Below are 19,245 nucleotides of genomic sequence, written 5' to 3'. Positions count from 1 at the left end.
AGCTGCAAGAAAGAGCAGCCACCGCCGCCGCAAGCTGTGACGCGGGCCGTAGTGCCCGCGCCAGGCAGCTTGCAGCTTGCGGCTAGCAGCTTGCCGCTTTATTGCGATTTCCTGACCCGCAGGTACCATTCCGACAGCAGGCGCACCTGTTTGTCGGTATAGCCACGCTCCACCATCCGGGTGACGAAGTCGTTGTGTTTCTTCTGGTCCTCTTTGCTGGCCTTGGCGTTGAAGCTGATGACAGGCAGCAGGTCTTCGGTGTTGGAGAACATTTTCTTCTCGATCACGACCCGCAGCTTTTCATAACTCAGCCAGCTTGGATTCTTGCCATTGTTGTTGGCGCGTGCGCGCAGTACGAAGTTGACGATCTCGTTGCGGAAGTCTTTCGGGTTGCTGATGCCAGCCGGTTTCTCGATCTTCTCCAGTTCTTCGTTGAGCGCAATGCGGTTGAGAATTTCGCCGGTTTCCGGGTCGCGGTATTCCTGATCCTGGATCCAGAAGTCTGCATACAGCACGTAGCGGTCGAAGATGTTCTGGCCGTATTCGCTGTAGGACTCCAGGTAGGCGGTCTGGATTTCCTTGCCGATAAACTCGATGTAGCGCGGCGCCAGGTATTCCTTCAGGTAGCGCAGATAGCGTTCGCGCACCTCAGCCGGGAACTGTTCCTGTTCGATCTGCTGTTCGAGCACATACAGCAGGTGCACCGGGTTGGCGGCAATTTCGTGTGGGTCGAAGTTGAACACCTTGGACAGGATCTTGAAGGCGAAGCGAGTCGACAGGCCGTTCATGCCTTCGTCGACACCTGCGGCGTCCCGGTATTCCTGGATCGACTTGGCCTTTGGATCGGTGTCCTTGAGGTTTTCCCCGTCGTAAACGCGCATCTTGGAATAGATATTGGAATTCTCTGGCTCTTTCAGGCGTGAAAGCACGGTGAACTGAGCCAGCATCTTGAGCGTATCTGGCGCGCAGTGGGCCTTGGACAGCGAGCTGTTGATCAGTAACTTGTCGTAGATCTTGATTTCATCGCTGACCCGCAGGCAGTACGGCACCTTGACGATATAGATCCTGTCGATGAACGCTTCGTTGTTCTTGTTGTTACGGAAGGTGTGCCACTCCGATTCGTTCGAGTGCGCCAGCAGAATACCGGTATAGGGAATCGCCCCAAGGCCTTCGGTACTGTTGTAGTTGCCTTCCTGGGTGGCGGTGAGCAAGGGGTGCAGGACCTTGATCGGCGCCTTGAACATTTCGACGAATTCCATCAGGCCCTGGTTGGCCCGGCACAGCGCGCCCGAGTAGCTATAAGCATCAGCGTCGTTCTGTGGGTATTCCTCAAGTTTGCGGATATCGACCTTGCCGACCAGGGCAGAGATGTCCTGGTTGTTTTCATCGCCGGGTTCGGTCTTGGCAATGGCGATCTGGTTAAGAATCGACGGGTACAGCTTCACCACCTTGAACTTGGAGATGTCACCGCCAAATTCCTGCAGGCGCTTGGTGGCCCAAGGCGACATGATGGTGTTGAGGTAGCGCCGTGGGATGCCGAACTCTTCCTCGAGAATGGCCCCATCTTCGGTGGCATTGAACAAGCCCAGAGGTGACTCGAATACCGGCGAGCCCTTGATCGCGTAGAACGGCACCTTTTCCATCAGCTGCTTGAGTTTTTCCGCCAGCGAGGACTTGCCGCCGCCTACCGGGCCCAGCAGATAGAGGATCTGTTTCTTCTCTTCCAGGCCTTGGGCGGCGTGGCGGAAGTACGACACGATCTGGTCGATGCACTCTTCCATGCCATGGAAGTCGGCAAAGGCCGGATAGCGGCGGATAACCTTGTTGGAGAAGATTCGCGACAGCCTGGAGTTGGTTGAGGTGTCGATCAGCTCTGGCTCACCGATGGCCAGCAACAGCCGTTCGGCCGCCGATGCGTAGGCACTGCGATCCTCTTTGCACAGCTCGAGGTACTCCTGCAGCGAGAGTTCTTCCTGGCGCGTTGACTCGAAACGTTGTTGGAAGTGGCTAAAAATACTCATGACGTCACCTCGCTCGATACGTGGAGACGACGCCGGATCAGTCAGCTGATGCTGGCATGCAACCGGGTTTGCCGATTGCTGTATACCCCCCAGAACACCCTGTAACGCTACCGATGACCCGCACGCCGGTGTACCGGCTCTCCCCTTTTTGGATGGCCTGAGCTTAAGCGTAGTTGGTTATCTGCAAGGTCAAGGGGCGAGAAACGCAGAAGTTACGAACGACCGTTCGTCAGATAAGCCGCAAGCCCGCGCGGGGCACGGGCTGCAGGGGAAAATAAAAAATTATTCAGCGTTGCCCTGGGCGGTCTCGGCCGGATAGGTCGCGCGCCACAGTTCGAAGCCGCCGTCCACGCTGTACACGTCGGAGAAGCCCTGGCCGACCAGATAGGCGGCAGCGCTTTGGCTGGAATTGCCGTGATAGCAGACCACCAGGGTCGGCGCATCAAGGTCGGCGTTGCGGATGAAATCGGCGACCGAGTGGTTATCCAGATGCCGGGCGCCGGTGATGTGGCCGGCGGCGAAGGCCTGCGGGTCGCGAATGTCGACCACGACCGCTCCGTCTTTCTTGCGAAGCTCCAAGGCCTGCTCAGGAGGGATGCGCTTGAATTCGCTCATGGGTACTGCTTCCTTCAGGTGTGGTCGTTGAGTGTAGTGGGTTGTGCCGGCTGGCGCAGGGTGCCGTCGTCGGCACAGTCGCAGCGGTGATATTCGCCGCTGTCGATGTTGTACAGGGTCATGGCGCCGCCCCACACGCAGCCAGTGTCCAGGGCGATGACGTCGGGCTCGGTGACCTCACCCTGCAGAGCGGCCCAATGGCCAAAGATGATCTTCACGTGGCGTGAGCGACGGTCCTTGTGCGCGTACCAGGCTTTGTAGCCTTTGGGCGCGCTACCCAGGCCTTCCTTGCTCTTGAGGTCGAGTTTGCCATCGGCAGTGCAGAAGCGCATGCGGGTGAAGTAGTTGGTGATGACCCGCAGGCGTTCGACGCCGGCGAGGTTCTTGCGCCACTTGTTCGGCTCGTTGCCGTACATGCCGTCGAGATACAGCTGCAGGCGGGTGTCGTCACGCAGCACTTCCTCGACCTCGGCGGCGAGCTCCAGGGCTTTGCCAAGGGTCCATTGTGGCGGTATGCCGGCGTGAACCAGGGCGATGCCGCGGGGCTCGTCGTAATGCAGCAGCTTTTGCTGGCGCAGCCAGTCGAACAACTGGTCGGCGTCCGGCGCTTCGATGATCTCGCGCAGTGTGTCGCTTTTCTTGAGGCGCTCGACGTTATGCCAGACGGCCAGCAGGTGCAGGTCATGGTTGCCCAGCACGCAGACCAGTGAATGACGGATCGAGTACAGGAAGCGCAGGGTTTCCAGTGACTCGGGGCCGCGGTTGACCAGGTCGCCGACCAGCCACAGGCGGTCGACGGCGGGGTTGAAACTGACGCGATCGAGCAGGCATTTGAGTGGCTGCAGGCAGCCCTGCAGGTCACCGACGGCGTAGGTTGCCATCAGTGCAGCGCCCCGGGCACTGCCAGGCGGAAGGGGGCAATTTCGGCGTCGAAGCGCTTACCGTCTTCGGCGAACATCTGGTAGCTGCCCTGCATGGTGCCAACGCGGGTGCTGATGACGGCACCACTGCTGTAAGTATGGCTTTGGCCAGGGTCTATGTTGGGTTGCTGGCCGACCACGCCGGCGCCGCGTACTTCCTCTACCTCGCCGTCACCGTTGGTGATCAGCCAGTGGCGCGACAGCAACTTGGCCGTGAGCGAACCGTTGTTCTGCACGGTAATGGTGTAGGCGAACGCGAAACGACTGTTTTCGGGGTCGGATTGTTCTTTCAGGTAGCGGGTCACGACGCTGACGTCGATTTGATAGCGGGGGTCGGACATGCAAGGGCCTTGGGCGAACTGACGCAATAATGCAGTCTAGGCCATTGAGAGGGGGGAGGGCCAGCGGTGATCGGGCTTGGGGGGTTACCTGTACCGGCGTCTTCGCGGGTAAACCCGCTCCTACAAGGGTTCGCACAGGATTTGAGGGTTGTGCGATCCCTTGTGGCCCGCGAAGAGGCCGGTACAGGCTAAATCAGGCTTGTTGCTGATCAGCCAGCTGGTCAGCCAGGCGCACGAAGGCTGCCAGGTCGAGCTGTTCAGGGCGCAGGCTGCCATCAACGCCGGCAGCTTCGATGGCGGCGCTGTCCAGCAGGCCTTTCATGGTGTTGCGCAGGGTCTTGCGGCGCTGGTTGAACGCTTCGCGAACGACACGCTCCAGCAGCAGGTGGTCCTTGGCCGGGAACGGCAGCACTTCGTGCGGCACCAGGCGGACGATCGCCGAATCCACTTTCGGGGGCGGGTTGAAGGCACCAGGGCCGACATTGAACAGGTGCTCCACGCGGCAGTGGTACTGCACCATGATCGACAAGCGCCCCCAGTCACCGCCGCCAGGGCCGGCGGCCATGCGCTCGACCACTTCCTTCTGCAGCATGAAATGCATGTCGCGGATCAGCCCGGCGTGGCTTAGCAGGTGGAAGATCAGCGGGGTGGAGATGTTGTAGGGCAGGTTGCCAACGACCTTGAGGCTGCGCGGCGGTACGCCCAGCTGGTTGAAGTCGAACTTCAGGGCGTCACCCTGGTGCAGGCGGAAGTTGCTGCGATCGGCGAACTTGTGCTGCAGGATCGGCACCAGGTCTTTGTCCAGCTCCACCACGTCCAACTGTGCACCGCTGCCCAGCAGGCCTTCGGTCAGGGCGCCCTGGCCCGGGCCGATTTCCAGCAGGTGTTCGCCGGCCTTGGCGTTGATGGCACGCAGGATGCGGTCGATGATACCGGCGTCGTGCAGGAAGTTCTGGCCGAAGCGCTTGCGTGCCCGGTGTTGGTATTGCTCGTTCATGGTCGGTTCTCGGCCATCTGGTAGGCGGTTTCCAGTGCGACGCGCAGGCTGCCGGTGTCGACTTTGCCAGTGCCGGCCAGGTCCAGGGCGGTGCCGTGGTCAACCGACGTGCGGATGATTGGCAGGCCCAAGGTCACGTTCACTGCAGCGCCGAAGCCTTTGTACTTGAGTACGGGGAGGCCCTGGTCGTGGTACATCGCCAGCACCGCATCGCAGTGCTCCAGATATTTGGGGGTAAACAGGGTATCGGCCGGCAGCGGCCCGCGCAGGTCCATGCCTTCGGTGCGCAGGCGGGCCAGGGTCGGCTCGATGATGTCGATTTCTTCGCGGCCCAGGTGGCCGCCCTCGCCCGCGTGCGGGTTGAGGCCGCACACGAGGATACGCGGGTTGGCAATGCCGAACTTGTCGCGCATATCGGCATGCAGGATACGGGTTACACGTTCGACGCGCTCGGCAGTGATAGCGTCGGCAATATCACGCAGTGGCAGGTGCGTAGTCACCAGGGCCACGCGCAGGCCGCGGGTAGCCAGCATCATTACCACTTGTGCGGTGCGGGTCAGTTCGGCTAGGAATTCGGTATGCCCGGAAAAGGCGATACCGCTTTCGTTGATCACACCCTTGTGTACCGGGGCAGTGATCATCCCGGCGAAGTGCCCGTCCAGGCAGCCTTGCCCGGCGCGGGTCAGGGTTTCCAGCACGAACGCTGCGTTGGCCTTGTCGAGCTGGCCTGGCACCACCGGGGCCGCCAGAGGGGTATCCCAGACGTACAGGCTCCCCGCGGGGGCAGGGCGGTCAGGCCATTGGCCCGGGGCTACCGGCAGCAGGCTGACGGCCAGCCCCAGCTGCGTGGCCCGCTCGGCGAGCAGGTCACGGCTGGTGATGGCGATCAGGGGGTGGGGCTGGGCGTCTGCGGCGAGCAGCAGGCACAGGTCGGGGCCTATGCCGGCCGGCTCGCCGGGGGTGACGGCGAAGCGCAGGGGCTTCACTGGGCAGCCTGGTCGGCGCCAGGCAGCTTGATTTCAACGTAGGCTTCGTCGCGGATCTGGCGCAGCCAGGTTTGCAGCTCTTCGTCGTACTTGCGATTGCGCAGTACGCTCAGGGCCTGCTGTTCGCGGGCCTGCTCGGTGCTGTCGGTGGCGCGGCGGCCCAGCACTTCCAGAACGTGCCAGCCGTACTGGGTCTTGAACGGTTTGGTCACTACGCCTTGCTGGGCATTGGCCATCTGTTCACGGAACTCCGGTACCAGGCTGTTCGGATCGACCCAGTTGAGGTCGCCGCCATTGAGTGCCGAACCCGGGTCTTCAGAGAAGCTCTTGGCCAGTTCGCCGAAGTCTTCGCCGCTCTTGATCCGCTCGTACAGGCGCTCGGCCAGCTGCTTGGTGGCCGCCTCGCTGCGGATCTCGCTTGGCTTGATCAGGATGTGGCGTACATGCACTTCGTCACGCAGCACGTTCTCGCTGCCACCGCGCTTTTCCTCGAGCTTGAGGATGATGAAGCCGTTGGGGATGCGAATAGGCTGGGTAATTTCGCCCACCGGCATGCTGCTGAGCATCTTGGCGAAGTCGGGTGGCAGCTGACCGGCTTTACGCCAGCCCATCTCGCCGCCTTCCAGGGCGTTTTCGCTGGCCGAGTTGGCAATCGCCATCTGGCCGAAGTCGGCGCCCTGGCGCAGTTGCTGGTACACGTCACCAACCTTGCGCGCAGCCTTCTGGATGTCGGCCGAGTTGGCGGCTTCCGGGGTCGGAATGAGGATGTTGGCCAGGCGGTACTCTTCCGACATCTGCATCTTGCCCAGGTCCGAGGCCAGGAAGTTCTTCACTTCCTGCTCGGACACCTGAATGCGTTCGGCAACGCGGCGCTGGCGCACGCGGCTGATGATCATCTCGCGCTTGACCTGCTCGCGAGCGTCGTCGAACGACAGGCCGTCCTGGGCCAGCGCCGCGCGGAACTGGTCCAGCGACATGCCATTGCGCTGGGCAATGGTGCCAATGGCCTGGTTCAGCTCTTCGTCGGTGATGCGGATGCCGGAGCGCTCGCCGATCTGCAGTTGCAGGTTCTCGACGATCAGGCGTTCCAGTACCTGCGGTTCCAGGGCGCTGGTCGGCGGTACGCCGCCGCCGCGCTTGGCGATGGTTTGCTGCACCTCATGGACACGCTGTTCCAGCTGGCTTTGCATGACCACGTCGTTGTCGACGATAGCCACCACGCGATCAAGAGGTTGCACCGCGGCATGCACCGCGCCACTCAGCAAAGCGGCGCCCAGCAACACTGGGCGCAGACGATCAATAAGCTTGGTCTTCACGTTCACGGTAACCTTGAATGCCTTGGTCGAGGAAAGACTCGACCTTGTTGCCAACTACGCCGCCGAGGCCTTTCAGGACGATCTGAAGGAAGACACCGTGGTCGCCTTTTTCGTTCTGTGGAAGGGCCTGGCTGAAATCGTCGTAGTCGATCCAGTAACGGTTGATCAGGCGCAGCTTCCAGCAGCAGTTGTCGTATTCGAAACCACCCATGGCTTCCAGGGTACGGTTACGGTTGTAGTCATGCTGCCAGCGAGCGATAACGTTCCACTGCGGCACGATCGGCCAGATGACCGAGAAGTCGTGCTGCTGGATCTTGTAGTAATCCTTGATGTAGTTCGGATCGCCCGGGGTGCCATAGTCACCGCCGCCCACTTTCCAGGTACCCGTGGTCGAGTCGTAGGCAATGGTGTCGTTACGATAGCGATAACCGAGGTTGACGATTTTGTTCGGGTTGTCTTCAGGCTGATAGTGGAACATCGCACTGCCCGAGCGGGTGCTGCGGCTGTCCGGGTCCCAGTTGAAGTCCGAATTGAAGCGCCAGTCGCGGTTGAAGTAGTAGTTGTACACCAGCGCGTACGGCGATACATCGGATTGCGCGTCCTTGCGGGTGCGGTAGTCGATGCCTGGCAGCTGGACCTTGCGGTCCTTGAAGTAGTAGGCCTGGCCGATGCTGAAGTTCTGGCGCTCGAAGCCGTTCTCCTCGATCCAGCGGGTGGTCACGCCCAGCGACAGCTTGTTCTCGTCGCCGATACGGTCGGTACCACTGAAACGGTTGTCACGGAACAGCGAGTCGTAGCTGAACAGGGTTTCACCCGTATCGAACAGCGGGATGTCCATCTGGTCCTTGTGCGGGACATAGAGGTAGAACATGCGCGGTTCGAGGGTCTGGCGGTAGTTGGTGCCGAACAACGAGGTGTTGCGATCGAAATACAGGCCGCTGTCGACGCTGAAAATCGGGATATCGCGGTTCAGGTTGCTTTTGTAGTCGCCGAACACGTCCAGTGTGTCTGCGTTCGCGGCAGCAATGTCGCTCTTGCCCTTGCTATCCAGGTCAAGGTCGTAGTGCGTATACATGTACTTCAGCTTCGGCGTGATGTAGCCGTAGCTGGCCTGCATCGGCAGGCTGATGGACGGGGCGACGTTCAGGCGGGTGCCGTTGGCACGGGCTACGCCGAAGATATTTTCGTCAAGGCGGCGACCGGCTACGCCGGCGCTGGCGTCTGGATTGCCATCTTCGTCCAGAACGAAATCGTCCTTCAGGTCACGATCAAAACGAACAGCCTCAGTCTCGTACCCAAGGTTCAAACCGCCTGGCTGGAACGGCAGCGTACCGTTCAGGGTCAGCTGCGGCAGGCGGTCATACGGCGTGATCTGCGAGATCGTAGCCATCTCGTAGGCATGCACATTCAACCGCGCAGTGTAGCTGTCGCCACGATAGGTCAACGCACCCTGCTGATTCAGCAGGTCGCGACTTTCCACGCCAATCTGGTCGGACTCCAGGTCCTGGAAGTAGAACGGATCGCTGATGTCGGTGTAGTCCACCTCAGTCATCAGGCGTTCGTCCAGGCCACCCTTGTGCTGCCAGTTGACCATCCAGCGCTGATCTTTGTAATCCGTCTGATCTTTGCGGTCGTCGTTCTTGTCGTTCAGGTAGGCGCCGCCGAACTGGCCTTCGCTGGAAGGCGTCAGGTAACGGAACTCGCCTTCCATCAGCAGGCCGCGCTTGGCCATGTAGCGCGGATACAACGTGGCGTCGTAGTTGGGCGCCAGGTTGAAGTAGTACGGCGTGACCAGCATGAAGCCGGTGTCGCTGCTGGTGCTGAACGATGGCGGCAGGAATCCGGACTGGCGACGGTCGTCAATCGGGAAGTAGATGTACGGTGTGTAGAACACCGGGAAATCCTTGACCCGCAGCGTGACGTTGGTCGCGGTACCGAAACCGGTTGCCGGGTTCAGGGTGATGTTGTTGCCCTTCAGCTGCCAGGCGTTGCTGCCCGGTTCGCAGGTGGTGTACGTACCGTCCTTGAGGCGGATGATGGCGTTTTCGCTGCGCTTGGCGTACAGGGCATTGCCGCGGATGTGCGACTTGTGCATCACGTATTCGGCGTTGTCGACCTGGGCTTCGCCAGTGTCGAGCTGGATCTGTGCCTCGTCACCGACCACCAGCGAACCGTTGTCACGGATCTTGACGTTGCCCTTGAGCTCGCCACGGTTTTCGGCCTGGTAGAGGTTGGCCTCGTCGGCTTCGGCCTGCATGCTGCCCTGGCGCATCACCACGTCACCGGCGAGGGTGGCGATCTGCTGCTCCTGCTGGTACTTGGATACCTTGGCATTGATGTAGGTCGGCGACTCGTCCTTCGGCGTGGTGTCGGCCATGCCCGGGCGGGTCGGCTCGATATACGCGCCACCGCAGTAGGGGCCGGTTTCAGCCAGCTGTGCGGCGGTGAGCTTTTCACGCGGAACCCAGTCCAGGTGGCTGTAGTCTTCGCTGCGCGACTTCAGGCCACGGCCCTTGGCCTCGGTGACCAGCATGGGCCGGTCCGCAGTTTCGGCTTCGCCCGCAGCTTCGGTACCGGAGCTGACGGCTGCACCTTCGTGCACCGGGCGCGGTGGCAAGTTGTTGACTGGGGTTTTGGGCTTGCAGTCCCAACCACCGGCGGCGGACACTTGGCAGTCGAATTGTTCGGCTGCCACTACGTATGAGGTGGCCAGAGGTTGCAGGGCCAGCAGACCGCCGGTTACCAGCAACGGAAACTTTCTACGAAACGCGGGGGATTTCAATGCCATCTTATTAGTCCGGGCTTCCTGCGTGCCATCTGCCCGCGTGTGGGGCCGCACGCCTCTCGATGGTCTGAAAAAGATGCTGGATAATAAAGCATGACCCGCTTGACGGCTAGGGCCGTCGGAGACCCTTGCAATGCCTGAACACGATGTACGCCTGCAACAACTGACGGTCTGGCTCGATGAGCAGCTCAATGATCTTTTCCGTGACAACGCCTGGGGCGAGGTGCCTGCAGGCAGCTTGACCGCTGCCAGCAGCGACGCCAGCTTCCGCCGTTATTTCCGCTGGCAGGGCGCTGGCCACAGTTTCGTGATCATGGATGCGCCCCCCCCGCAGGAGAACTGCCGACCGTTCGTCGCCATCGACCACCTGCTGGCCAGCGCTGACGTGCATGTGCCGCTGATCCACGCCCAGGACCTGGAACGCGGCTTTCTGCTGCTTGGGGATCTGGGCACTCGGACATACCTTGACATCATCAGTGCCGACAACGCCGATGGCCTGTTCGCCGACGCCATCAATGCCCTTCTGAAGTTCCAGCGTTTGCCGATGGACGTGCCGCTACCCAGCTACGACGACGCCCTGCTGCGCCGTGAAGTGGAACTGTTCCCCGAATGGTACGTGGGGCGTGAGCTGGGCCTGACCTTCACCGATGCACAGAAGGCCACCTGGCAGCGCGTCAGCCAGTTGCTGATCGACAGCGCCCTGGCGCAACCCAAGGTGCTGGTACACCGTGACTACATGCCGCGCAACCTGATGCAGAGCACCCCCAACCCTGGTGTGCTGGACTTTCAGGATGCGGTATACGGCCCGGTCACCTACGACATTACCTGCCTGTTCAAGGACGCCTTTGTCAGCTGGCCGCAGGCGCGGGTCGAAGGCTGGCTGAGCGATTACTGGCAGCAGGCGCAGGCGGCCGGCATCCCGGTGCATGCTGAGTTCGAAGCCTTCCACCGCGCCAGTGACCTGATGGGCGTGCAGCGCCACCTGAAGGTGATCGGCATCTTCGCCCGTATCTGCCACCGCGACGGCAAGCCGCGTTACCTGGGCGACGTGCCGCGTTTCTTCGCCTATATAAATGAAGTGATCGGTCGCCGGCCCGAATTGGCGGAGCTGGGTGAGCTGATTGCCGAGTTGCAGGCCGGAGCGCGTGCATGAAGGCCATGATCCTGGCTGCGGGGAAGGGCGAGCGTATGCGCCCGCTGACCCTGCACACCCCAAAACCGTTGGTCCCGGTCGCCGGCCAGCCGCTGATCGAGTACCACCTGCGCGCCCTGGCGGCAGCGGGCGTGACCGAAGTGGTGATCAACCATGCGTGGCTTGGCCAGCAGATTGAAGACCACCTGGGTGACGGTAGCCGCTTTGGCCTGAGCATCCGCTATTCACCTGAAGGTGAACCGCTGGAAACCGGTGGCGGCATCTTCAAGGCCCTGCCTTTGCTGGGTGATGCGCCGTTCCTGCTGGTGAATGGCGATGTCTGGACCGACTACGACTTCGCGCGTCTGCAGGCTCCCCTGCAAGGCCTGGCTCACCTGGTGCTGGTCGACAACCCTGGCCATCACGGCCGCGGAGACTTCCGCCTGATGGGCGAGCAGGTCGTTGACGGTGATGACGCGCCAGGCACGCTGACCTTCAGCGGCATTTCGGTGCTGCACCCGGCGCTGTTCGAAGGTTGCCAGGCGGGCGCCTTCAAGCTGGCACCTTTGCTGCGCCAGGCGATGGCGGCCGGCAAGGTGTCTGGCGAACACTACCGTGGGCACTGGGTGGATGTTGGCACGCTTGAGCGCCTGGCCGAGGCTGAGTCTCTGATTGGCGAGCGTGCCTGACATGTGGTGGCCAGGCACGGTGATTGGTGTGGGTGCCGGCTTTGCCGTGGCGAGCATACCGGGTGCCTTGCTCGGTGCGTTGCTTGGGCAGGCCATTGACCGCCGGCTGCGTTTGCAAGGCTGGGAAGACATGCGTGAACGCCTGGGTGGGCGCCCCGCATTACGCGACGACGAGTTGTTGTTCGTAATGCTCGGGCGCCTGGCCAAGTGCGATGGCCGGGTAGCTGAGCAGCACATCCAGCAGGCGCGTCAGGAGATGATGCGCCTGGACTTGGCCGAGGCAGCTCGGCTGCGCGCCATCAATGCGTTCAACCGTGGCAAGGCGGGCAAGGACCGGCTTGGCGGGCACCTGCGGCGCATCAGTCAGCAGCCCCACGCGGCGGAAGGTACCTTGCGGGCCTGTTGGCGCATGGTCTGGGCTGACGGCAAGATGGGCAACAAGGAGCGTGAGCTGCTGCTGGACTGGGGGCAGAAGCTGGGCATGAGCCGACGCCAGGTGCAGGCCATGTCGCTGGAGTACGAGCCGCGCAAGGCCACGGGAGCAGAAAGCGCGCCCATGACCTATGCGGCAGCGTTGCGCTTGCTGGCGGTGGAGACAGATACCGACACTGATAAGGTCAAGCAGGCCTACCGTCGGCTTGTCAGCCGGCATCACCCGGACAAGCTGGCGGGTACCGGTGCCAGCGAGGCACAGGTGCGTGAAGCGACCGCGCGTACCCGTGAGTTGCACCAGGCCTATGCCATGATCCGCAAGCGGCGCGGTCTTTGATGGCCCCCGCACCAGGATCAAGTCGGGCTCAACCCTGAGGGCTCATCCACCCCCGCACCCGGCGGAACAATTGCTCTTGTGCCGCCGCTTTGTTTCCCGGCATGGCGATCAATGACAACTGGCGGTACTGGCTATCCTTCTGCCGCTTGCTGGCCTGCAGGCGTTGCTGGGCTGCATTGCGGTCAGCGCTGCGGGTGGCGTAGTAGATATCGGCTGTCGGTACCTTCAAGGTTGGGGCCAGGCTTTCCAGGTCATGCTCCACCCGTGCAGGGGTCTGAGCAGCGACCATCACCAGTTTTTGTACCTGCGGTGGCTGCTTCTCGCTCAGGTAGCGCGCCGCCCAATATGCACCGCTACCATGGCCGATCAGTACGATGCTGCGGGCGTTGTGTTGCTGGGCGAACGCCACGGCGGCATCCAGGCGGGCGAAGATGCGTTCGGCATCTGCCGGGTCGGACTGCTCGCTGGCTTGTTCGGCATCGGTGCTTTCTGCCGTGTCGGCATCTGCTGCCGTGGCTTGGGCCACGTTGGCGTTGGCGTCGGCCGGTACGTCCTTGACCGGTGCGCTTTCGCCTTTGTCTTGTGCAGGCGCTACAGGTGGTGTGGCTTCGACCCGCGCTTGCGGGCTGTCTGCGAGCAGGTCGGGCAGGCTGACGCTCAGGCTGTGCCAGCCGATATCAGGGAATTTTTGCCGCAGTGGGCCGACTGCATTTGGCCAGTCGGCCGTTTCGCCAGCACCGGGGACGATGATCACTGCCCCTTGCGGATCGTTGTCGTTGGCCGGCTTCCACAGGGCCAGGAAGCTGTCGGCACCGGCCTGCAGGGTCTGCTGCTCAGCCTTGGGCAGCAGCCGTTCCAGCGCCAGGGCATCCTCCTGGCTGCGTTCCAGCAAGGGTGGCCGTGGGGCCTCGGCCGCCGGCGCCACGGTATTTGCAGGTGATTTTTCGGCATCGGCGGCCAGGGCGCCGAGTGGAAGGACCGAGGCCAGGCAGCACACTGCCAGCGTCGTGCGATAAAGTGTGGACATGAGTCAACCCAAGGCCAGAATGAAACCGGCAGCCTAATAGTATTTGCCCGTGACGGCCATGCTGCATGGCCGTCTTTGCCAAGTCGAGCGTATAGATGAAGCGAGTGCGTCGCCTGTTGGTTATCGGCTGCTTGTGGCTGCCCTTGATTGTCTGGGCCAGGCCCGAGGCGCAGCCCTCTGTGGCGCTGGAGCCTGACCAGCAGCAGTGGCTGGACACCCACCGCAGCCTGCGTGTCGGCCTGGTGTTGCAGGCGCCCTACGCCCAGTTCGACCGGCGTCTGCAGCAACTGTACGGGGCCAATGTGGAACTGGTGAACAGCCTGGCACAGGCGCTGCGGCTGGACCTCACCTGGCGTAACTTCAGTGACCAGGCCAGTTTGGAACATGCCCTGCAGAGCGGCGAAATCGACTTCGCCCCTGGCCTTACCCAGACGCCGGCCAGTCTGCGCCTGTGGCTATTCAGCGACCCGTACATGCGCGTGCCACAACTGCTGGTGGGGCCGCGCACCGGGGCCATGGCCGTGGAGCTGGAAAAGCTTGACGCCGAGCAACGCGTGGCGGTGCGCATGCCCAGCCCCCTGGCGGACTACCTGCGCGGCAACTACGGCAACCTCAACCTCCAGGGGGTGCCCGACGAGCGTGAGGCCTTGCAACTGGTGGTCGGTGGCCAGGCCAGCTTCGCCGTGCTGGATGAAGCGCAGCTCAGCCGCCTGTCGCGCGAGAGCGAGTTCGGTGAGCTGGCGGTGGTTGGCGATATTGGCCTGCCGCAGCTGTTGCGTATCGGTTCGCGGCGCGACTGGCCGCTGCTGGCCGATGTACTTGAACGCGGCCTGCAGGCACTGCCGGCCAAGGAGCTGGAACAACTGCATCAGCGTTGGTTGCAGCCGAAAACCCCTCGCCTGAGCGAGTCGCCTGGCTTCTGGCAGAACATCGCCTTGCTGTTCGGTATGTTGCTGCTGTGTGCCTTGGCCACGCTGGTGTGGCAACGCCGGCAGCAGCGCCAGCTGGAGCGCAGCCTGCTGGCCGCGCGGGAGAGCCTTGTGGAGCGCCAGGTGCGTGAAGAGGCGTTGCGCCTGAGCCAGTTCGCCATCGATCAGAGCACCGTGGGTATCCTCTGGGTCAATTGGGACAGCCATGTGCGTTACGCCAACCATGCCGCCGAGCGCATGTTGGGCTACACCGAGGGTGAACTGCTGGAGCGACCGCTGAGCGACTTCGAGCCAAGCCTGAACATGGACCGCTGGCTAGAGCTGTGGAAGGGCGCGCGTACGGGGGCGGGCGGTGTCGGTCAGTTTGAGACGCAGTGCCGGCGGGCTGATCAGAGCTTGCTACCCGTGGAGCTGTCGCTGAGCTTTCTGCGCTTTCGTGATTCCGAATACCTGGTGGTCTACCTCGCCGATGTCACCGAACGGCACCGCGCCCTGGCGGCCCTGCGCGAAAGCGAGGCGCGGTTGAAGGGCATTGCTGGCAACGTACCTGGTTTGGTGTTTCGCCTGGAGCGTGACCCGGCCGAGGGCGATCTGGAGTTCCCCTATATCAGCGAGGGTAGCGAGGCGTTGGTGGGTTATGCACCCAGCGAGATCCAGCACCCACAGATGGGGCTGCGCAACCTGGTACACCCCGAGGACCGTGCGGATTACCACCGGGTGCAGGACCTGGCTTTGGTCAGCGACCAGGACTGGTCCTGGCAGGGGCGCATTCTCACCCGGCAGGGCGAACAGCGCTGGGCCGACATCAAGGCCAGCGCCCGGCGCCTGGGCAACGGTCGGGTGGTGTGGGACGGTATAGTCTGGGACATCACACAGGGCAAGCGGGCGGAGCTGGCGCTGGCGAAGTCCCAGGAGCAGCTGCGCGAACTCTCGGCCCACCTGGAGAGCGTGCGCGAAGAAGAAAAAGCCCGTATCGCCCGGGAAGTGCATGATGAATTGGGGCAGATGCTGACCGTGCTCAAGCTGGAAGTGTCGATGTGCGAGCTGGCCTATGCCGAACTGGACCCGGGACTGAATGAACGCCTGGCGAGCATGAAACGCCTGATCGCCCAGTTGTTCCAGCTGGTGCGCGATGTCGCCACTGCCTTGCGTCCGCCGATCCTCGATGCCGGCATTGCCTCGGCCATCGAATGGCAGGCGCGGCGCTTCGAGGCACGTACGCAAATCCCCTGTCTGGTGCAAGTACCCGACAATCTGCCAGCATTGAGTGATGCCAAGGCCACCGGGCTGTTTCGTATCCTCCAGGAGGCGCTGACCAATGTGATGCGTCACGCCCAGGCGCACAGCGTGGAGATTGAACTGGTACGTGAGGGCGGACAGTTGCGCATGACGGTCAGTGATGATGGTCAAGGCTTTTGCCGCGAGCAGACCCGGCCCACCTCGTTTGGCCTGGTGGGCGTGCGCGAGCGGGTGCTGATGCTGGGGGGGAGCATGGCGCTGGACAGTGAGCCGGGTGAAGGCACCAGCCTGAGCGTGGCCATTCCGTTGGAGTAGGAGAGCAATCGTGATTCGAGTACTGGTGGCCGAAGACCACACCATTGTCCGTGAAGGCATCAAACAGTTGATTGGCCTGGCCAAGGACATGCAAGTGGCGGGGGAGGCCGGTAACGGCGAGCAGTTGCTCGAAACCCTGCGCCACACACCGTGCGAGGTGGTACTGCTGGACATCTCGATGCCAGGTGTCAACGGTCTGGAGGCGATCCCGCGTATCCGGGCGTTGCAGGATGCGCCGGCGATCCTGATGTTGTCGATGCACGATGAGGCACAGATGGCGGCGCGGGCGCTGAAGGCCGGAGCGGCAGGCTATGCCACCAAAGACAGTGATCCGGCGCTGTTACTGACGGCGATTCGGCGGGTGGCGGGTGGTGGGCGTTATATCGACCCGTCGCTGGCCGACCGCATGGTGTTCGAAGTGGGCCTGACCGAATCCCGGCCGTTGCACACACTGCTCTCGGAGCGGGAGTTTTCGGTGTTCGAGCGCCTGGCCCAGGGCGCCAACGTCAACGACATTGCCCAGCAGTTGGCGCTGTCGAGCAAGACCATCAGCACTCACAAGGCGCGTTTGATGCAAAAGCTGAAAGTGAACTCGCTGGCGGAGCTGGTGAAGTACGCCATGGAGCACAAGCTGATCTGATTGCGACATACGGGTGCCCGAAACTTGCCGAAGCCTCTGTGGGAGCGGGCATGCCCGCGAACGGGCCTGGCCTGCTGATCTCTATGGCTGAGCCGGCCTCTTCGCGGGCATGCCCGCTCCCACAGGTTTCGTGGTTGGCTCGCAAGGGCATTCCAAACCCGCCATCCTTGTAGGGCGATCCCTACAACAAATCTTCCACCCGGATGATGGCATTCTCTCAGTACCCCCGATTTTCGGGCGCTTGCGTCTCTTCTACTCTTCTGCCTACGCAGTCATCCAACAAGAAGGTGCAGGCATGAGCGAGGCGAAGTCGAACGCTGCAACCGGCGAAACGCTGGTCAGCTTCCGTGGTGTGCAGAAGAGCTACGACGGCGAGTCGCTGATCGTCAAAGACCTCAACCTGGATATCCGCAAGGGCGAGTTCCTCACCCTGCTTGGCCCGTCCGGTTCCGGCAAAACCACCAGCCTGATGATGCTGGCGGGCTTCGAAACCCCCACCGCTGGTGAAATCCAGCTTGGCGGGCGCTCGATCAACAACGTGCCGCCGCACAAGCGTGATATCGGCATGGTGTTCCAGAACTACGCGCTATTTCCGCACATGACCGTGGCCGAGAACCTGGCTTTTCCGCTGACCGTGCGCAACCTGAGCAAGACCGACATCAGTGAGCGGGTCAAGCGTGTGCTGAACATGGTCCAGCTCGACGCTTTCGCCAAGCGCTACCCGGGCCAACTGTCCGGCGGCCAGCAGCAGCGTGTGGCGCTGGCCCGGGCACTGGTTTTCGAGCCGCAGCTGGTGCTGATGGACGAGCCACTCGGCGCGCTGGACAAGCAACTGCGCGAACACATGCAGATGGAGATCAAGCACATTCACCAACGCCTCGGTGTGACCGTGGTGTACGTGACCCACGACCAGGGCGAAGCGCTGACCATGTCCGACCGCGTGGCGGTGTTCCACCAGGGCGAAATCCAGCAGATCGCCGACCCGCGCACGCTGTACGAAGAGCCCTGCAACACCTTCGTCGCCAACTTCATCGGCGAGAACAACCGCATTAGCGGCACGTTGCTGGCCAGCGATGGCAAACGTTGCCAGGTGCAGTTGCCTCGCGGCGAGCGGGTCGAGGCGCTGGCGGTGAATGTCGGCCAGGCCGGCGAGCCGGTGACCCTGTCGATACGCCCGGAGCGCGTGCGGCTGAACGGCCACAGTGAAAGCTGCGTCAACCGGTTCTCTGGCCGGGTGGCCGAATTCATTTACCTGGGCGACCACGTGCGGGTGCGTCTGGAGGTTTGCGGCAAAGGCGACTTCTTCGTGAAGCAGCCTATTGCCGAGCTCGACCCGGCGTTGGCCGTGGGCGATGTGGTACCGCTGGGCTGGGAGGTGGAGCACGCCCGCGCGCTCGATCCGATTGCCGAAGCCCATTGATGGATTGCTTCACCAACCCTGTACTGTGGAGAGAATAATAATGCGCAAGCCGTTGAAACTGACCGCCCTGGCTTTGGGGCTGTTCACCGCTGGCCAGGCCATGGCCGCAGACCTCACCGTGATCTCGTTCGGGGGCGCCAACAAGGCTGCCCAGGTCAAAGCCTTCTACGAACCCTGGGAAAAAGCGGGTAATGGCAAGATTATCGCTGGTGAATACAACGGCGAAATGGCCAAGGTCAAGGCGATGGTCGACACCAAGAGTGTGTCGTGGAACCTGGTCGAGGTTGAGTCGCCAGAGCTGGCGCGCGGTTGCGACGAGGGCATGTTCGAAGAGCTTGACCCGGCCCTGTTCGGTAACGAGTCTGATTATGTGAAGGGCGCCATCCAGCCGTGCGGCGTAGGTTTCTTCGTTTGGTCCACGGTCATGGCCTACAACGCTGACAAGCTGAAGACCGCACCCACCAGCTGGGCGGATTTCTGGGACACCAAGAAATTCCCTGGCAAGCGCGGCCTGCGCAAGGGCGCCAAGTACACCCTGGAGTTCGCCCTGATGGCCGACGGTGTGGCACCGAAGGACGTGTATCAGGTGCTAAGCACCAAAGAGGGTGTGGACCGCGCCTTCAAGAAACTCGACGAACTCAAGCCCAGCATCCAGTGGTGGGAAGCGGGTGCACAGCCGCCACAGTTCCTGGCCTCTGGCGACGTGGTCATGAGTTCTGCCTACAACGGGCGTATTGCCGCTGTGCAGAAAGAGAGCAACCTCAAGGTGGTGTGGAACGGCGGCATCTACGACTTTGATGCATGGGCGATCCCTAAGGGTGCCAAGAACGTCGAAGAGGCGAAGAAGTTCATCGCCTACAGCGTCAAGCCTGAGCAGCAGAAGATCTACTCCGAGAATATCGCCTATGGCCCGGCCAACTCCAAGGCCGTGAGCCTGCTGTCGGACGAAGTGAAGAAAGACATGCCGACCACGCCTGAGAACATTGCCAACCAGGTGCAGATCGACGTGGCGTTCTGGGCCGACAACAGCGAACAGCTGGAGCAACGCTTCAACGCCTGGGCGGCGAAGAAGTAAACGTCCAGTGTGTGGGGCCGCAAAGCGGC

The 19,245-nt window shown here is 62.2% G+C and carries 16 protein-coding genes; 7 read left to right on the top strand and 9 right to left on the bottom strand.

The window, feature by feature from the left end; all coding sequences use genetic code 11:
* Positions 1-98: 98 nt before the first annotated feature.
* The 8 genes from ACF8EF_RS05880 to ACF8EF_RS05845 form a co-directional block, all read right to left on the bottom strand.
* On the bottom strand, positions 99-2,021 hold the full coding sequence (locus tag ACF8EF_RS05880) for a PrkA family serine protein kinase (RefSeq protein ID WP_021782710.1): 1,923 nt from the start codon (positions 2,019-2,021) through the stop codon (positions 99-101).
* A 282-nt stretch (positions 2,022-2,303) separates the two neighbouring features.
* Positions 2,304-2,636: a thiosulfate sulfurtransferase GlpE gene (gene glpE, locus ACF8EF_RS05875; protein ID WP_103443390.1), complete on the bottom strand. Its 333-nt coding sequence runs from the start codon at positions 2,634-2,636 to the stop codon at positions 2,304-2,306.
* A 14-nt stretch (positions 2,637-2,650) separates the two neighbouring features.
* A complete protein-coding gene (locus tag ACF8EF_RS05870; protein ID WP_176683503.1) occupies positions 2,651-3,517 on the bottom strand; it encodes a symmetrical bis(5'-nucleosyl)-tetraphosphatase in 867 nt (288 codons plus the stop codon).
* Positions 3,517-3,897 (bottom strand): Co2+/Mg2+ efflux protein ApaG, encoded by a 381-nt coding sequence (apaG, locus tag ACF8EF_RS05865; RefSeq protein WP_021782712.1) that lies wholly within the window; start codon positions 3,895-3,897, stop codon positions 3,517-3,519. Before apaG ends, ACF8EF_RS05870 begins: the two co-directional genes overlap by 1 nt.
* Before the next feature lie 193 nt (positions 3,898-4,090).
* Positions 4,091-4,894: a 16S rRNA (adenine(1518)-N(6)/adenine(1519)-N(6))-dimethyltransferase RsmA gene (rsmA, locus tag ACF8EF_RS05860; protein ID WP_003255558.1), complete on the bottom strand. Its 804-nt coding sequence runs from the start codon at positions 4,892-4,894 to the stop codon at positions 4,091-4,093.
* Positions 4,891-5,880 carry a 4-hydroxythreonine-4-phosphate dehydrogenase PdxA gene (pdxA, locus tag ACF8EF_RS05855; protein ID WP_176683502.1) on the bottom strand — a complete coding sequence of 330 codons (990 nt, stop codon included), beginning with the start codon at positions 5,878-5,880 and terminating at the stop codon, positions 4,891-4,893. The genes rsmA and pdxA overlap by 4 nt, the downstream gene beginning before the upstream one ends.
* Positions 5,877-7,202 (bottom strand): peptidylprolyl isomerase SurA, encoded by a 1,326-nt coding sequence (gene surA, locus ACF8EF_RS05850; protein WP_209968379.1) that lies wholly within the window; start codon positions 7,200-7,202, stop codon positions 5,877-5,879. Before surA ends, pdxA begins: the two co-directional genes overlap by 4 nt.
* Positions 7,177-9,984, bottom strand: a complete 2,808-nt coding sequence (locus ACF8EF_RS05845; RefSeq protein WP_176683500.1) for an LPS-assembly protein LptD — start codon at positions 9,982-9,984, stop codon at positions 7,177-7,179. The genes surA and ACF8EF_RS05845 overlap by 26 nt, the downstream gene beginning before the upstream one ends.
* Before the next feature lie 130 nt (positions 9,985-10,114).
* Between ACF8EF_RS05845 and ACF8EF_RS05840 the strand changes: the two genes are divergently transcribed.
* Genes ACF8EF_RS05840 through ACF8EF_RS05830 form a run of 3 tightly spaced genes read left to right on the top strand, consistent with a single transcriptional unit; the run spans position 10,115 to position 12,571 of the window.
* Positions 10,115-11,134, top strand: a complete 1,020-nt coding sequence (locus tag ACF8EF_RS05840) for an aminoglycoside phosphotransferase family protein (protein WP_392461891.1) — start codon at positions 10,115-10,117, stop codon at positions 11,132-11,134.
* Positions 11,131-11,802 carry an N-acetylmuramate alpha-1-phosphate uridylyltransferase MurU gene (gene murU / locus ACF8EF_RS05835; protein WP_014755130.1) on the top strand — a complete coding sequence of 224 codons (672 nt, stop codon included), beginning with the start codon at positions 11,131-11,133 and terminating at the stop codon, positions 11,800-11,802. The genes ACF8EF_RS05840 and murU overlap by 4 nt, the downstream gene beginning before the upstream one ends.
* Before the next feature lies 1 nt (position 11,803).
* Positions 11,804-12,571 (top strand): TerB family tellurite resistance protein, encoded by a 768-nt coding sequence (locus ACF8EF_RS05830; RefSeq protein ID WP_176683498.1) that lies wholly within the window; start codon positions 11,804-11,806, stop codon positions 12,569-12,571.
* A 28-nt stretch (positions 12,572-12,599) separates the two neighbouring features.
* Here ACF8EF_RS05830 and ACF8EF_RS05825 read toward each other — a convergent pair whose 3' ends face one another.
* Entirely contained in the window at positions 12,600-13,598 is a 999-nt protein-coding gene (locus tag ACF8EF_RS05825) for an alpha/beta hydrolase family protein (protein WP_176683497.1), read from the bottom strand.
* Positions 13,599-13,693: 95 nt separating this feature from the next.
* On the opposite strand from ACF8EF_RS05825, the gene ACF8EF_RS05820 reads away from it, so the two are divergent.
* The 4 genes from ACF8EF_RS05820 to ACF8EF_RS05805 all read left to right on the top strand — a co-directional run bounded on the left by ACF8EF_RS05820 (position 13,694) and on the right by ACF8EF_RS05805 (position 19,216).
* On the top strand, positions 13,694-16,081 hold the full coding sequence (locus ACF8EF_RS05820; RefSeq protein ID WP_176683496.1) for a PAS domain S-box protein: 2,388 nt from the start codon (positions 13,694-13,696) through the stop codon (positions 16,079-16,081).
* 7 nt (positions 16,082-16,088) lie between these two features.
* A complete protein-coding gene (locus ACF8EF_RS05815) occupies positions 16,089-16,721 on the top strand; it encodes a response regulator transcription factor (RefSeq protein ID WP_176683647.1) in 633 nt (210 codons plus the stop codon).
* A gap of 295 nt (positions 16,722-17,016) precedes the next feature.
* Positions 17,017-18,141: an ABC transporter ATP-binding protein gene (locus ACF8EF_RS05810; RefSeq protein ID WP_003255547.1), complete on the top strand. Its 1,125-nt coding sequence runs from the start codon at positions 17,017-17,019 to the stop codon at positions 18,139-18,141.
* Positions 18,142-18,181: 40 nt separating this feature from the next.
* Positions 18,182-19,216 (top strand): ABC transporter substrate-binding protein, encoded by a 1,035-nt coding sequence (locus ACF8EF_RS05805; protein ID WP_392461890.1) that lies wholly within the window; start codon positions 18,182-18,184, stop codon positions 19,214-19,216.
* The last annotated feature ends 29 nt before the right edge of the window (positions 19,217-19,245 follow it).

It is taken from the genome of Pseudomonas sp. zjy_15, from assembly GCF_043101865.1.
Taxonomy (GTDB): Bacteria; Pseudomonadota; Gammaproteobacteria; order Pseudomonadales; family Pseudomonadaceae; genus Aquipseudomonas; species Aquipseudomonas putida_Y.
The sequence above is the reverse complement of the archived record's forward strand: the minus strand, read 5'-3'. Positions and strand labels throughout refer to the sequence as shown.

Bases quoted from the DNA above. Each gene is read 5' to 3' on its own strand.
- ACF8EF_RS05810 (WP_003255547.1), top strand. From the start codon at position 17,017: ATGAGCGAGGCGAAGTCGAACGCTGCAACCGGCGAAACGCTGGTCAGC.
- ACF8EF_RS05805 (WP_392461890.1), top strand. From the start codon at position 18,182: ATGCGCAAGCCGTTGAAACTGACCGCCCTGGCTTTGGGGCTGTTCACC.
- apaG (WP_021782712.1), bottom strand. From the start codon at position 3,897: ATGTCCGACCCCCGCTATCAAATCGACGTCAGCGTCGTGACCCGCTAC.
- ACF8EF_RS05820 (WP_176683496.1), top strand. From the start codon at position 13,694: ATGAAGCGAGTGCGTCGCCTGTTGGTTATCGGCTGCTTGTGGCTGCCC.
- murU (WP_014755130.1), top strand. From the start codon at position 11,131: ATGAAGGCCATGATCCTGGCTGCGGGGAAGGGCGAGCGTATGCGCCCG.
- glpE (WP_103443390.1), bottom strand. From the start codon at position 2,636: ATGAGCGAATTCAAGCGCATCCCTCCTGAGCAGGCCTTGGAGCTTCGC.
- ACF8EF_RS05870 (WP_176683503.1), bottom strand. From the start codon at position 3,517: ATGGCAACCTACGCCGTCGGTGACCTGCAGGGCTGCCTGCAGCCACTC.
- ACF8EF_RS05830 (WP_176683498.1), top strand. From the start codon at position 11,804: ATGTGGTGGCCAGGCACGGTGATTGGTGTGGGTGCCGGCTTTGCCGTG.
- ACF8EF_RS05825 (WP_176683497.1), bottom strand. From the start codon at position 13,598: ATGTCCACACTTTATCGCACGACGCTGGCAGTGTGCTGCCTGGCCTCG.
- ACF8EF_RS05840 (WP_392461891.1), top strand. From the start codon at position 10,115: ATGCCTGAACACGATGTACGCCTGCAACAACTGACGGTCTGGCTCGAT.
- rsmA (WP_003255558.1), bottom strand. From the start codon at position 4,894: ATGAACGAGCAATACCAACACCGGGCACGCAAGCGCTTCGGCCAGAAC.
- ACF8EF_RS05845 (WP_176683500.1), bottom strand. From the start codon at position 9,984: ATGGCATTGAAATCCCCCGCGTTTCGTAGAAAGTTTCCGTTGCTGGTA.
- ACF8EF_RS05880 (WP_021782710.1), bottom strand. From the start codon at position 2,021: ATGAGTATTTTTAGCCACTTCCAACAACGTTTCGAGTCAACGCGCCAG.